Below are 14,785 nucleotides of genomic sequence, written 5' to 3'. Positions count from 1 at the left end.
CTATTTTTTCGGACCCAATGTTTCCCCTTGATTGTACATTTGATTATTAGGAAGCTCCGATTTAGAAATACCTTTTTCCATCAGCACCTTCAACTTGTCAAAATACGACGGATAGATAGCGCGAGGAGAAACCCCATTCTGTTTACATAAAGAGGCCGCCATTCCGATCACTTCTCCTAATATACCGGTAGTTCTCATCACCCGAACCGTTCCCAGCGCGACATGAGTAACACTGATGTTACGCCCCGCCATAAACAAATTATCAATATTCCTCGAATAAAGACAACGATAGGGAACCGGATAAGGGTGTATCTTTTTCATTTCACAAATAGATTTAAACTCCTTTCCCGGAAAATGGGCTGTATTATCCGGATCCGGATAATGCAAATCAATCGTCCAGGTAGTAGATCCTGTTGCGTCCGGATATTTCACAAAATCAACCAAATCATTCTCCGTTAAAATATGATCACCGATCAAACGACGTGACTCTCTTTTTCCGGCAATATAAGCAACCCATTTCAATGAACGGTTAGTATACTTTTCCTTTAATGAATAGGAATTTTTAAGGAAAGACCAGTTTGAGTATACAACCAATAACCCATAATCGCGAATATATTCCGCGTCATTTACCTGATCCTTATTCATTCCGGTTTCCCAGGTCCATTCTCCCATCATCACCTTTTCGGCACTCTTTTCATTAAATTCCACACCATAATTAAAATCAGGGAAAATCGAACTCTGTGAATCTTCTTCTGAATACCATTGTACCGATGCCCCCATCGTCATTTTATCAGCCTGCACAGGAGCGGTCGGTTCATTATATTCAGACCTAGCCTCCCGACCGGAACGATATTCTGCAGAAGCCATAAATCCGAGGTTGGCATCTCCCGTACAATCTGCAAATAGCGGAGCAGTAAGAACCATTTCCTGATTCGTTTCAATATTACGTATGAAAACTTTGGTAATCCGGCTATCTTTCGTCTCCACATCAAATGCCCTGCAAGAAGCATACAAAGTTATATTCTTTTCCTGCTTAATCGCATTCATTTTTTTTTCATCTTCATAATAATTCCCAGGTTGGGCATTACCTCCTTTCAAAGGGCCAAACTCTTTTTGCAAACTACCTAAAGCCGTATAAGGACCCGCCTCTATACGACCTCCCAGATGAACTCTGACTTCCGAACTATTATTTCCCCCCAAAACCGGGCGATCATGGACCAAAGCGACCTTACATCCTAAGCGAGCAGCAGAAATGGCTGCGCTCATACCTGCAATTCCTCCTCCTACAACCACAAAATCAAACTTTTCCGCAGAAGGTGTTTTCTTTGTCAAATTCAATTTCCGATACCGCATTTCAGATAAAGTTTTTACATCTGCCGCCGGAATATCATTCTCATCCATTGTAAAATAGATGGCATCACAACGTCCATTGAAACCACTCAAATCGTGCAAGGCTAGTCTATTCTTCTTCTGTTTTACTTCTACAATGCCGGCTTTCTGCCACATCCATCGGTTACCCGTAACTCCTAATACGGCAGAAAAGGTTTCTCCGTTCAATTTCAACCGAAATTTGCCCGGTCCCTCTCCATTATACCAGGGCGATGTCCAATTATATGTGCGTACATATACATGATAGACTCCTGTCTTATCAAAATTAATTTCAGTCTCCGCATCTTCAACCGGTTGTCCCATACCATGAGCCATCAAATAACTGGATCCCATCTGATCCATAAACTGCTGGTCAACAACCCAACCACCTTTATTATCGAATCCTTCAGCCTCGACCCACAAATCCGCCGAATAAATGTATTCCGGAATAAAAGCAAATAATGCCACTAATAAAATATATGTTATTCTATTCATCTAATTTAATTTTTAAAAGATACATACTGTATGGCCTGATATCCAATGGAACAACAAGCTTTTTCCCATTTACTGTCAACATTCTTTTTTCTACCGGAATCGAATTTAATATTTTAGCTTCTTCATCCGTGAAATCTATATAATAACGATCAGCTCCCCGGGTTAATGGCAAAGTCTGACATTTCTCCTGCCGTAAAATTTCCAGCGACTTTTTTTCCTCCGGATCAATCGATTCTATTTCCACAAGGACATTTTTTCCTTCAAACATTTCCGGAACATCTTTCAACACGATCTTTGCATCCGGAAAAGCCAAAGGAACAGCCTTCTCATAAAAGATAGAAGGTGAAGCAGTCCAAACCAGAATGCGATATTCATTTTTATCTGCTGTCGCTTGACTATACAACCCATATCCATCTTTATCACAAGGATATGAAACAGATGGTATCATCTTATCGAATAAGGAGTTGCGAAGAATCATCCCCTTTGCATAAGGAGAAATCACATTCTGATTTCCATAAGTAAGTAATCCAAAGTGGAATCCTCCTCCTGTTATCGGTAAAAAGTTCCCCTCTTCTTTTAAGTACCAATAGTGTACAGTAGAAGCAAAGCAAGCCATCGCCGCTTCCTTTCTGCAAGCTCCCTCCATATCCGACAGGTCTTCGATCGTAGAAGGTTCCGCAAGCCCGGATTCATCCACAAGAATTTTCAAATCAGGCAAAATATCATATTTCGCTAATATTTCATTGATTTTTGATTTGAAACCTTGTGCTATATTGGGAGCTGTCCCCGGAAACAAATAATTATGCCAGGTAATGTAGTCCAATCGTTTATCCGGATTTGTATCCGCCCGATAACGTTTCAGAAAACCATCGATAAAATCCCAATGATAAGGAGTATTGGAACCCAACCCTGCGACTTCCACCTGTTCCTTCTTTTCCAATCCTTTGTTAACATTATTTACTGCTTTGTACAAGCATTTAAAAATATTATAATGTGCATCCATATGGCATTCACTGCCACTAATATTATCATATTCATAAGGCATCTGCACAATTTTTAGTTGCGGACAGACTTTTTTTGCGTGAGCTATCGCAGTTTGATACCCTAATGTTAAATCCTCCCAGGAATACCCGGGAATACCTTCTTCCGGCAATGGGATCGTCCCCATTTTAGATGCTACTTTATATGCCTTTGTAACAGGAGATATCTGCATATCCAACACCACTTCATCCGCAGTCAAAGCCGCAACTTTCAGCCATTGGTCCATATAAACAATATCAGCACTGTCAAGTAAAGCCGGATTGTCCTCTTTCCAGGGCAACTGATGGTGTTGATACCGAAAAAGGGAGAAATTACCCTTCATTTGCCCCGTCACAGACAAGGCCATTTTTTCAATTTTGTCTGTAACTTCACCATATTGGTAGTCTTTAACCGGATTTCCGGAATAAGCCTGTACACGCCTTTCTCCCCGATCCCATGAAAAAACTTTCGCATTACAGGATACTTCTATCGTTCCCTCTTTATCCAAACCGGCAGATACACGCTTAACCTTTTCATCCCACTTTTCCAGGTTCTCTATATGCCGCCTGTATCCCTCTTCCAACTTCGTTTCCGTTAAACCGGATTCTTTCCATGCATTATCAGCATCCGTCTTACTCAAATCCTCCCATAAAGATCCGATGCACATACTTGATTCAATATCCATATGATGTGTCAACGAATTAAACTCAAAAACCATACGATTCCCATATTTCAATAAAGTCGGATAAACCCTGACATACAATAACCCCATGACCTTCGTCACAGGACGTTCATTCGGAGAAGTATCAATCCGTAATGCCTTAAACGAGACTTTCAAATTACCACTGGTCGCCTCCACGACCTTTTTAGGGTACAAATTCATTACGATTGTCTCGCTTTCCTGTCCCGTCACAGTTAAAGAAAAAGACAGACGTTCTTCAGAACCAATCCCATAACTCAATGGTATGACAAATGTCTTTGCATAACCGGAATGGCTGAATGGTACTAAATCGCTTATACAACGTATAGTCCGGGCATAAGGTGATCCTCCTCTAAACAAGAGACTCACTCCATGAATCGTCCTGTCTTGCCAGTCTTTATAAGCTCCAGACCACAAAAGACCATCATACCAGGCGTATCTTCCTTTTGTGACATCTTCCAGATCTGTACGGGAAGACCTGTTAATCGGATATTCACTGTAACCGAATCTCCATCGAAATTGAACATTAGCATCTCCTCTCAGATATGAACTTTCCAAATTTTGAGACTGCATAGCAATATTTATAAAAAGCAGAAAACCGGAGAGAAAAATGAATTTATAGAAATATCCCATTCTGTTATATTAAATGTTATCAAATAAAATATTTAAGTGAACACAGAAAATTGAGCATTAATCTGCAATTTTCTGTGTTCCTTGAATCAAAACCTATTATCAATAACCCGGATTCTGACCGAGTGTTATGCCAAAACGGGCATAGGTATCTATTTCCTGCTGAGGAATCGGGCACAAATAATCCCGTGAAGAATTGAATACACGAACTGCATTCGGGAAACGAGCATCAGTATTCAAATCATATTGGCTTGCTATTCCGCTATAGGAAACGAAACCGTCTTCATCAATTTGAGGTATGCCAGTAGCTGTTTCAGTATCCAATATTCGACCGTAAATAGTAACCGGCATTACTTTCTCTGCGATCTTCCACCGTCGGATATCAAACAAACGGAAACCTTCATCTGCTAACTCTACTTTTCTTTCACGCTGGATAATCGTTTTCAACTTTGCCACATCCATAGTCGTAATAGCCGGATAATCAGCTGTTGCAGAAACATCTACTCCATAAGCACGGGCACGAACTCTATTTATGGCAGTCAACACTGACTCATCAACCTCTCCTTGCATGATTTTTGCTTCCGCGTAGGTCAATAAAATCTCGGCATATCTCATCAGGATAAAGTTATGATCATCCCAGGATTGAATTTTTACCTGCGTTTCTTCTATCGTATTTTTCTTCCATAAATAGCCACAGAAAGCTGCCGGCCAGGAAACTGTACGACAATCACTGTTAGATCCGCCGATTGCCCCATTTACCAAACGATAAGTCGTACTGTCCGGATGGCTTTCAAAAATCATACCAGCCCATTCACTTTGCGGAGTAATTATAGAGGCTTTTAAACGAGGATCCCTGTTCTCAAAGGGGCGTTTCGGACTATACACTTTCGACTTGTCGATTGTTTCACCATCAATACATTCGTAAGAATCGACCATAGACTGAGTAGGTACCATTACACTGACAGCCCCTTTATTACGTGATCCCTGAGTTACAGAAAACTGCGTAATATAATATTCATATTTAAACGGCATGATAAACATAATCTCTGCAGATGCTTGTCCGGCTAATTGGAACAATTCTCCGTAATTTGCATGAAGGCTATACCCAAAAGCCTGTTCATTATCCATAATCTCTTTAGTCGATACCGCAGCCTCTGCATAATATCCATTATACAACGAAATACGGGCATGTAACCCTAGAGCAGCTCCCTTTGTAATACGTTCCGGCTCACCTTTCCATGAATAAGGAAGCACTTCTGCCGCTTTTTTCAAATCTGCGAGGATTTGATCAATTATAACCTTTTTCGATTCACGTGGAATTAGTCCTTCTGTCGGAACTTTTATTACTTTATTCAAAAATGGGACATCACCAAAAAGCTCAGTGAGATACATATAATGAAACGCCCTTATAAACAAAGCCTGCGCTTCAATCTGCTTATATATGGTTTCAGACACGACATCCTTGGATCGTACCATATTTTCCAACAATGCATTTGCTCGGGCAATACCTTTATAATGGTCCGAGTAAATTGTGAGAAAACCTCCGTTAGTCGAACTTTGTGTTCCTTGTCCTTGATTCATCATAGCAGAACAAACACCCCTGGACACACCGATATCCGTCGCTCCATTATCCATCGCAACCATAAGAGGTATCTTATAATCAGTTGTCAAACGCAATGAATTATAAGTTCCATTAAGTGCCAGGTTCAATTCTTCTTCATTTTTATAAAAAACATCGTCAACCGGCTCTGTCAGAGATTCCAAATCCAAAATATTATTTTCACAAGAAGAAAATCCGACAACCAACAATAATAACAGCTTATATATTTTCATAATATTCTTCATTTAAAAGGATAAATCAATACCAAATGTATAACTCTTAGCAACAGGATAGATCGCTCCCTGCGAATCATTCGGAACAACCGGATCGATCCCCTGCGGAAGGCTATCAAAGGTCAATAAATTCTGCCCGGAGAAATATACTCTTAAGTTCTTGATAAATACTTTGCTCAAGAGCTGTTTCGGCAACGTATAACCCAATGTTACATTTCTCACTCTCAGGTAAGAAGCATTGAACAACCATGTGTTACTTGCCTGCACATCATTACTACCAAAGCTCGTTGCCTCCAGAATAGGGAACTTTGCATTTGAGTTTTCAGGAGTCCAACATTCTTTGACATGCCATTCCTGAAGTTTACCAGCATTAAACAAAGGATAAACAAGATCGCCACCTAAAAGGACATCACGTTTACCTACTCCCTGCAATGCAATCGCAAGGTCAAATCCCTTATAACCGGCAGTCAAATCAATTCCAAAAGTATATCTTGGAAACGGATCGCCTAATATAACTCTGTCATCCGCATTGATCACGCCGTCGCTTGCATCCATCACACCATCTCCATCGGTATCGACGGTCAATTGGTCTTTATAACGGAGATTACCAGGTTTTAAAGTACCAAATTGGCTGGGCGCCCCATTTATTTCTTCCTGCGATTGGAAAATACCTTCAGTTTCATAACCATAAATGGAATTGATCGGTGCTCCTAACCGGATAATAGAATTTCCCGTAATAATCATCTCGCTTCCACCCAGATTGGTAACCTCATTTTTCACATCTGATAAATTAATTTTTATGCCATAGTCAAAAGCCGAAACCCGATCTTGCCATCCGACCGTTACATCCCATCCACGGTTTTCTACATTTCCGATATTTTGGATCGGTGCTTCAAGACCCGTTACTACAGGTACCGGTATATTCAACAAAATATCTTTTGTTTTACGAACATAATAATCAGCGGTCAGAGTCAATCTCTGATCCAGCAATCCTGCATCTACTCCAATATTGGTCGTTGCTGTCGTTTCCCACTTGATATTCTTGTTCGCCAGTACTTTCTGGGCTGCTCCGTTTACAATTTGTCCTCCCATCAGATAATTGGCACTACCCAATGCAATAGAAGATGTATAAGGAAAATCACTACCAATTTCTTGGTTACCCAATTTACCCCATGAGGCACGTAATTTCAAATTAGACAAAAACGAAAGATCCTTCATAAAGTTCTCCTCAGAAAGTCTCCACCCCGCAGCAAAAGATGGGAAAATACCCACCCGATTATCCTTCGCAAACCGGGAAGAAGCATCTCGTCTCAGATTTGCTTCAAACAGGTAACGGTCCTTATAGGAATAATTGACACGTCCGAAATATGAGACTAACGCATTATGAGTCGCTGTTCCGGAGTTTGAATCATATTCTTCCGAACCGGCATTAAGCACTTCATAATCCTGCAAAACATAATATTGCCGCCCGGCAGAAAACATCTCATAGTTATACTTGATAAACTCATATCCTCCCAACACAGAAAAACTATGATCTTTAAGCGTCTTTGTATAAGAAACTACAGCGTTGAAACTCTGACTGAACGGACGCTCGTTTGTCTGCGTAAAGCTATTAGGATCTCCCTTTTTCCGGATCGTCTTAGTATCCCAGTCCATCACTTGCTCGTATGTCTTAGATGCTCTTTTTACATAAATATCTTCATAGGAGGGTGCATATAAGACTGAGATATTCATCCCATCGAAAGGCCGGTAGTTCGCTTTCAACAAACCTCTGAATTCATTATAAAGTCTTTTGTTATAACCGCCAGCCCGTACCTGCGCTATCGGGTTTCCTCCGGAGAAACCATCCCCCCAGGTACCATCTGAATAGACTGCAGGATAATTAGGCGCAATTCTGAACGCATCCCGTACAACAGCCGTCAATGTAGCATTAGATGCATTTTGCTCTGACCGGCTAAAAGCCAAATCAAAATTAATATCAAATTTGTCCGATAACTTCAAATCTGAATTAAATCGTCCATTGTAACGCTTAAAACCATAATTGACAATATCAGCTCCCTGATCCGTAAAAGAGACTGAAGCCAAAACCTTCGCCTTATCAGAACCTCCGCTAACATTCAGGTTATGATATTGTTGAAAGTTCGTTTCACTAAACAGCAAGCCAACCCAATCAGTATCCGGATATCGGTCCGGGTCTGTCTTCATACCCGCCCGATAAGCATCAATTGTCGCCTGATCGGAACCTGTATACTTCAAATAATCAAGAGCACCTAAGAACGAAGGAAGATTCGTCGGGTTCTGCCACCCCAGATAGTTCTTATAATTTACCGAAACACCTCCTTCTTTTGCTCTCTTCGTGGTAACTAATATAACTCCATTTGAAGCACGTGAGCCATAAATCGCAGCAGATGCAGCATCTTTCAATACCGAAATATTTTCGATATCATTTCCATCTATCGTATTAATATCTCCTTCCACGCCGTCAATCAAAATTAAAGGATCATTAGACGCACTGATCGAGCCCATACCGCGAATACGCAAAATCGCCTTATCTTCTCCCGGCTGTCCGCTCTCCTGAATAGCAGTCAAACCTGGAGCAAGTCCAACTAATGCCTGCGAAGCTTGTGCTACCGGTTGTTTTGCCAATCGATCACCACTCACAGATTCTACGGCCCCAGTCAAGTTTACCTTCTTCTGTGTACCATAACCGACCACCACGACTTCATCCAGCAACTCGGTATCTTCCGTCAGGACAACATCATACGTTGACTTATCCGTAAGTTTGAATTCTTTCGAAGCATATCCGATATAGGATACTTCAAGAATATTATGGCTTGAAACATCTATGGAAAAACGTCCGTCAAAGTCCGTAACTGTTCCATTTGTCGTGCCTTTTTCCACCACGTTTGCTCCTATAATCGGTTCGCCGGTTACATCTTTTACCACACCTGTAACACGCCGGCCCTGTTGTAATACTACGGGCGAAACATTCCCCTTCTTTTCCATCGGATTGATCAGGATAAAATTATTCTCCGTAATTTCATATTGGATTCCTTCCTGTTCAAAAAGACGTTTTAAAACCGTTTCGACAGATTGGTCTTTCACACGGACAGATACTATTTTGTCCAAATTAATTTTCCCACTTTCATATATAAAACGAAAATCAGATTGATTTTCGATCAGGAAAAGAACTTCCTTTATCGATTGGTTCTTAACATCCAACGATAACTTCGTGTTTTGAGAATAAACAGTTGCAGATATATTAAGTGAGAATACAATCAAAAGTAATGTCGTTAATCTCATAATAGATAATATCTTTTTAAGGGTCGGATAAAAAACCGACTCTAACTTATTGAAAAAATTCATATATTTGTAAATTGATTATTAGTTAACTATTAGTGTTGCAAGCACTAATTTTATGATCAGACTTATAACGGGAGATGTTTCCAGCATTTCCCGTTTTGTGTATTCATGGTTTTCTACTTCATAGGCAATTCTATTTAGAGGTTATACTTATATTTTTTCCTGTCACATGATAGCGTATCTTACTCAGGCGAGACAATGCATTCATTACATCCGTTACGGTTTCTTCCTGTATGACTCCATTATAACGAATATTTTCCCCTAGCCCCGGTTGGAGCATAATCTTAACATCATACCATCTTTCCAGATATTTACAAACAACCGATAACGGCATATCCTCCATATATAACTTATTATCCAACCATCCATAAGAATGAGATAATATACCTTCCACTTGTTTGATCTTATTTGCTTGTTTATCAAAAACAGCCATTTCTCCCGGCTTCATGACCAACTTATCGCTTCCACTATCCAGTTCAATGCACCCTTCCACCAATGAAGCCTGAATAACCGGATCGTCCACATAAGCCTGTAGGTTGAAAGAAGTCCCCCAAACTTTCACACTCAATCCACCTGCCATTTTTATGACAAACGGGGATTTACTTTTAGATACATCAAAAAAACCTTCTCCCTGGAAACTTACTTCCCGTATTTTCTCCTTCGGATCATATAAATAAGTAATCTCCGACCCGGAATTCAGTTTTACCACCGATCCGTCCGGTAAAACAATTTCCGAACGATTTCCGTAATCAGCATTCATGCTTACCAGCACCTCCGTATTCTTTTCAAAAACACCCATAAAAGAAAGGGCAAACATAATCAGCAAAGAAGCAGCCACTCCGGAAATTACATAAGATATATTCTTTAAATACGTCCGGGTATTCATCTGCTGCCCGTTTATCATATTAATTTTCTCCCATGCCAGATCAGAGTCATAGGCATTGGGTTCTGTATAAGAGCCCGATGCCTTCCATATTTTCTTATATTGCTCAAATTCTTTTTGATTAGATACATCTTCAGCTAACCATTCCGACAATACAGGAGATATGGCTTTTTCTTCTCCATCATCCAGTAAATAGTCTATGATGTGATCTTTTATATTTTTTTGCTCTTCCATAAATCATGCTTTTAATATATGACACAACAAATAAAAAAAGGTCCTATTCAGGACCCGAAAAAAATTATATTCCTTTTAACTCCAAGCATCTCTTTAGTTTCTGAAGCGACGACCATATCTGATTTTTGATTGTTTTTACCGAGATTTGGAGTTTTTCTGATATTTCCTTCTGTTTCAGTCCTTTTATACGGTGAAGCAACAACACTTCCCTGCTACGATCCGGGAGGCGATCTATACAATCGTAGACTGCTATCCGAAATTCTTCGATTTCAACTCTGTTTTCTTCATAAGATAATTGGTCCTTGCTTTCCGATAAGTTATTAAAATAAACTTTTGACCTGAGTTGATTCAATGCCAGGTGTTTAGCCATACGATAGAGATAGCCGCTTACATTTTCTTTAATTTCAATCTTTTCCCGATTCTTCCATATCTTCAGAAAAAGTTCCTGCACAACATCTTCCGCATCACTTTTATCCATGAGCAGACTATACACATATTGACAGAGGCGAGCATAATAACGTTCGAACAGTTTATTATAACTAACGTAATCACCTCTCCCAATTGCTTCAATCAGCTTTTCATCTGTGGTAGTTGTATCCGACATTTCTTCCGGTTTATTTCCTTTGCGCCCAAATATACGATAAATTTTGGAAATCAATTTTTTATAACTAAGAAAAGCAGCAACTACGAATTACCTTCACTTTATTCATACAATCCTCAAAAATATTTCACCCTAACGGAACAGTTGTTTTTACGAATACAAAATTATCATTTCTTTATAAGAATAGAACAATTCCAAAGGCATTTTTGCTCAACAGATATACAGTATAAATAATTATGCAAAAAAACCGTCCCCACATGTATATTTATTCAATTATTCGCTTTATATTTGCAACCGTTTTGCATAAATATACAAACATGAGTACAAAAAAGGAACGATTGGATGCTATTTGCCGTATCATACAAACAAAGGCTATATGTAACCAGGAAGAGCTGCTGAAAGAATTGGAAGCCAGCGGATTTCAGGTGACACAAGCTACTTTGTCGCGCGACATAAAGCAGCTGAAAGTGGCCAAAGTACATGATGCGAACGGCGATTATGTATATTGTCTGCCCGATTATTCAGCTTTGATACAGCCGAACAAGGTGCAGACAGAACATCATCCGAACATCGAATTTTCCGGAAACCTGGCAGTAGTCAAGACACGTCCGGGATATGCGATGGGGATCGCATCCGACATCGACACCCATGCCCCGCACGAGATACTGGGTACGATTGCCGGAGACGACACCATCCTGATCATCCCCCGCGAAGGGATCAGCAGGGACCGGATAGTAAAAGCATTATCACATTATATATAAGGGCGATTAAGGGAGACAACGGTTCTTCCGTTTATAAACAAAAGAAGACAAAGAACAATCGGAAAAATGAAACAAGAAACAGAAATCGATGTAATGATTGCTGACGCCTCTCACGAAATATACGTAGACAAGATATTGACTACCATTGAAGAGGCGGCCAAAGTGCGTGGAACAGGTATCGCTAAGCGTACGCATGAATATGTGGCCCAGAAAATGATTGAAGGGAAAGCGGTCATTGCGCTGGCCGGGGATCAGTTTGCAGGTTTCAGCTATATAGAATCGTGGGGTAACAAGCAGTATGTGACGACCTCCGGTTTAATTGTTCATCCGGATTTCCGTGGTTTGGGTATTGCCAAACGGATCAAGGATATGACGTTTCAACTGGCCCGCATGCGTTGGCCGAAGGCTAAGATTTTCAGTCTTACGTCCGGCGCGGCAGTAATGAAAATGAATACGGAACTGGGATACGTGCCGGTTACCTTTTCCGATCTGACGGACGACGAATCGTTCTGGCGCGGTTGCAACGGTTGCATAAACCATGATATTCTGGAACGCACGAACCGGAAATATTGCATCTGTACGGCGATGTTGTTCGACCCTGCCGACCCGCACCGTGCGAAACGGGAAGCAGACGAAAGAGAAAAAAATAATAATAAATAATAAAGGAGGCCCGTAGGGGCGTTTCGCGAAACGCCCTTACCCCCCCACAAAAACAGACAGACAATGAAAAAGAAAGTAGTAGTTGCATTCAGCGGAGGTTTGGATACCTCATTTACCGTTATGTACCTTGCCAAAGAAAAAGGGTATGAAGTATATGCCGCTTGCGCTAATACAGGCGGATTCAGCGAAGAACAACTGAAACAGAACGAAGAAAACGCCTACAAACTGGGCGCAACCAAATATGTAACTATCGACGTTACAAAGGAATACTACGAAAAGAGTTTGAAGTATATGGTATTCGGTAACGTTTTGCGTAACGGAACCTACCCTATCTCAGTAAGCTCCGAACGTATCTTCCAGGCTTTGGCCATCGCACGTTATGCCAATGAGATCGGTGCAGACGCTATCGCTCACGGTTCGACCGGTGCCGGTAACGACCAGATACGTTTCGACATGACATTCCTGGTGCTGGCTCCAAACGTAGAAATCATCACATTGACACGCGACATGGCGCTGACCCGCGACTACGAAATCAATTACCTGAAAGAACATGGTTTCGTTGCTGACTTCACCAAACTGAAATACTCTTATAACGTAGGTTTGTGGGGAACTTCCATCTGCGGCGGTGAAATTCTGGATTCTGCCCAGGGATTACCCGAAAGTGCTTACCTGAAACAGGTGGAAAAGACCGGTAGCGAAGAACTGCGTATCGAATTTAAAAAGGGTGAAATCCATGCTGTCAACGGTGAAGTCTTCGAAGATAAGATCGCTGCTATCCAGAAGGTGGAAGAGATCGGAGCAGCTTACGGCATCGGCCGCGATATGCACGTCGGCGACACAATCATCGGTATTAAGGGTCGTGTAGGTTTCGAAGCTGCTGCCCCCATGCTGATCATCGGTGCACACCGTTTCCTTGAAAAATATACATTAAGCAAATGGCAGCAGTACTGGAAAGACCAGGTTGCTAACTGGTACGGCATGTTCCTGCACGAAAGCCAGTATCTGGAACCGGTTATGCGCGACATCGAAGCCATGTTGCAGGAATCACAGCGTAACGTAAACGGTACAGCTATCCTCGAACTGCGTCCACTATCTTTCTCTACCGTAGGCGTCGAGTCGGAAGACGACCTGGTGAAGACTAAATTCGGTGAATACGGTGAAATGCAGAAAGGCTGGACAGCAGAAGATGCCAAAGGCTTTATCAAAGTAACTTCTACACCGCTGCGTGTTTATTATAACAACCATAAGGACGAAGAAATATGATTAAGATCGGAATTATAGGTGGTGCGGGATATACGGCAGGCGAATTGATTCGTCTGCTGCTTAATCACCCGGACGCCGAGATTACATTTGTGAATAGTACCAGCAACGCCGGCAACCTGATCACTGACGTTCACGGCGGACTGTTCGGAGAAACCGATATGCGTTTCACCGACCAACTTCCGCTGGACAGCATCGACCTTCTGTTCTTCTGTACCGCTCATGGCGATACAAAAAAATTCATGGAAAGCCATACTGTTCCCGACAACGTGAAGATCATCGACCTCAGCATGGATTACCGTATCGAAAGCGATGAACACGATTTCGTTTACGGCCTGCCCGAACTGAACCGACGACGTATCTGCAAGTCCCGACACATTGCAAACCCCGGTTGTTTTGCCACTTGTATCCAGTTAGCCGTTTTGCCGCTGGCCAAACATCTGATGTTAAACTCGGAGTTGCATGTGAATGCGATCACCGGTTCCACGGGAGCCGGCGTAAAGCCTTCGTCAACATCCCATTTCAGCTGGCGAAACGATAACATTTCGATCTATAAACCGTTCACACACCAGCATTTGGCAGAGATAGGCCAGAGCCTGCGTCAGTTACAGAATAGTTTCGAAAGCAATATCAACTTTATTCCGGTGCGTGGTAATTTCTCCCGTGGTATTTTTGCAACGACTTACATCGACTGCAAGGTGGGACTGGATGAAATCCGCCGTATTTACAAAGAGTATTACGATGATCATTCATTCACGTTCATCACCGACAAGAACCCGGATCTGAAACAGGTAGTCAACACCAACAAGTGCCTCCTGTATCTTCAGAAATACGACAACAAACTGCTGATCATTTCCATGATCGACAACTTGTTGAAAGGCGCCAGCGGACAAGCGGTGCATAATATGAACCTGCTGTTCGGTTTGGAAGAGACTGTAGGATTACATCTCAAACCGTCAGCGTTTTAAATAAGAAAT

General features: G+C 41.5%; 10 protein-coding genes. 4 read left to right on the top strand and 6 right to left on the bottom strand.

The window, feature by feature from the left end:
• From K6V26_RS02410 to K6V26_RS02385, 6 genes are all read right to left on the bottom strand, one after another.
• Entirely contained in the window at positions 1 to 1,863 is a 1,863-nt protein-coding gene (locus K6V26_RS02410; RefSeq protein WP_224264514.1) for an FAD-dependent oxidoreductase, read from the bottom strand.
• Complete coding sequence (locus K6V26_RS02405) at positions 1,856 to 4,156, bottom strand: hypothetical protein (RefSeq protein WP_224264513.1); 2,301 nt, start codon at positions 4,154 to 4,156, stop codon at positions 1,856 to 1,858. Before K6V26_RS02405 ends, K6V26_RS02410 begins: the two co-directional genes overlap by 8 nt.
• Positions 4,157 to 4,315: 159 nt before the next feature.
• Positions 4,316 to 6,046 (bottom strand): RagB/SusD family nutrient uptake outer membrane protein, encoded by a 1,731-nt coding sequence (locus tag K6V26_RS02400; protein ID WP_129697974.1) that lies wholly within the window; start codon positions 6,044 to 6,046, stop codon positions 4,316 to 4,318.
• A 12-nt stretch (positions 6,047 to 6,058) separates the two neighbouring features.
• Positions 6,059 to 9,349: a TonB-dependent receptor gene (locus K6V26_RS02395; protein ID WP_224264512.1), complete on the bottom strand. Its 3,291-nt coding sequence runs from the start codon at positions 9,347 to 9,349 to the stop codon at positions 6,059 to 6,061.
• Between the two features lie 193 nt (positions 9,350 to 9,542).
• Positions 9,543 to 10,526: a FecR family protein gene (locus K6V26_RS02390; protein WP_224264511.1), complete on the bottom strand. Its 984-nt coding sequence runs from the start codon at positions 10,524 to 10,526 to the stop codon at positions 9,543 to 9,545.
• A 64-nt stretch (positions 10,527 to 10,590) separates the two neighbouring features.
• A complete protein-coding gene (locus K6V26_RS02385; RefSeq protein WP_046147878.1) occupies positions 10,591 to 11,130 on the bottom strand; it encodes an RNA polymerase sigma factor in 540 nt (179 codons plus the stop codon).
• 314 nt (positions 11,131 to 11,444) lie between these two features.
• On the opposite strand from K6V26_RS02385, the gene argR reads away from it, so the two are divergent.
• The 4 genes from argR (at position 11,445) to argC (ending at position 14,776) form a co-directional block, all read left to right on the top strand.
• A complete protein-coding gene (argR, locus tag K6V26_RS02380; RefSeq protein ID WP_224264510.1) occupies positions 11,445 to 11,888 on the top strand; it encodes an arginine repressor in 444 nt (147 codons plus the stop codon).
• Between the two features lie 66 nt (positions 11,889 to 11,954).
• Complete coding sequence (locus K6V26_RS02375) at positions 11,955 to 12,548, top strand: GNAT family N-acetyltransferase (protein WP_007653699.1); 594 nt, start codon at positions 11,955 to 11,957, stop codon at positions 12,546 to 12,548.
• Between the two features lie 63 nt (positions 12,549 to 12,611).
• A complete protein-coding gene (locus K6V26_RS02370) occupies positions 12,612 to 13,811 on the top strand; it encodes an argininosuccinate synthase (protein WP_007653701.1) in 1,200 nt (399 codons plus the stop codon).
• Entirely contained in the window at positions 13,808 to 14,776 is a 969-nt protein-coding gene (argC, locus tag K6V26_RS02365; protein ID WP_224264509.1) for an N-acetyl-gamma-glutamyl-phosphate reductase, read from the top strand. Before K6V26_RS02370 ends, argC begins: the two co-directional genes overlap by 4 nt.
• Positions 14,777 to 14,785: the final 9 nt, after the last annotated feature.

It is taken from the genome of Parabacteroides goldsteinii (genome assembly GCF_020091425.1).
GTDB classification, from domain to species: Bacteria; Bacteroidota; Bacteroidia; order Bacteroidales; family Tannerellaceae; genus Parabacteroides; species Parabacteroides goldsteinii.
The sequence above is the reverse complement of the archived record's forward strand: the minus strand, read 5'-3'. Positions and strand labels throughout refer to the sequence as shown.

Coding starts and splice junctions, on each gene's coding strand:
- K6V26_RS02410 (WP_224264514.1), bottom strand. CDS start 1,863: ATGAATAGAATAACATATATTTTATTAGTGGCATTATTTGCTTTTATT.
- K6V26_RS02405 (WP_224264513.1), bottom strand. CDS start 4,156: ATGCAGTCTCAAAATTTGGAAAGTTCATATCTGAGAGGAGATGCTAAT.
- K6V26_RS02400 (WP_129697974.1), bottom strand. CDS start 6,046: ATGAAAATATATAAGCTGTTATTATTGTTGGTTGTCGGATTTTCTTCT.
- K6V26_RS02395 (WP_224264512.1), bottom strand. CDS start 9,349: ATGAGATTAACGACATTACTTTTGATTGTATTCTCACTTAATATATCT.
- K6V26_RS02390 (WP_224264511.1), bottom strand. CDS start 10,526: ATGGAAGAGCAAAAAAATATAAAAGATCACATCATAGACTATTTACTG.
- K6V26_RS02385 (WP_046147878.1), bottom strand. CDS start 11,130: ATGTCGGATACAACTACCACAGATGAAAAGCTGATTGAAGCAATTGGG.
- argR (WP_224264510.1), top strand. CDS start 11,445: ATGAGTACAAAAAAGGAACGATTGGATGCTATTTGCCGTATCATACAA.
- K6V26_RS02375 (WP_007653699.1), top strand. CDS start 11,955: ATGAAACAAGAAACAGAAATCGATGTAATGATTGCTGACGCCTCTCAC.
- K6V26_RS02370 (WP_007653701.1), top strand. CDS start 12,612: ATGAAAAAGAAAGTAGTAGTTGCATTCAGCGGAGGTTTGGATACCTCA.
- argC (WP_224264509.1), top strand. CDS start 13,808: ATGATTAAGATCGGAATTATAGGTGGTGCGGGATATACGGCAGGCGAA.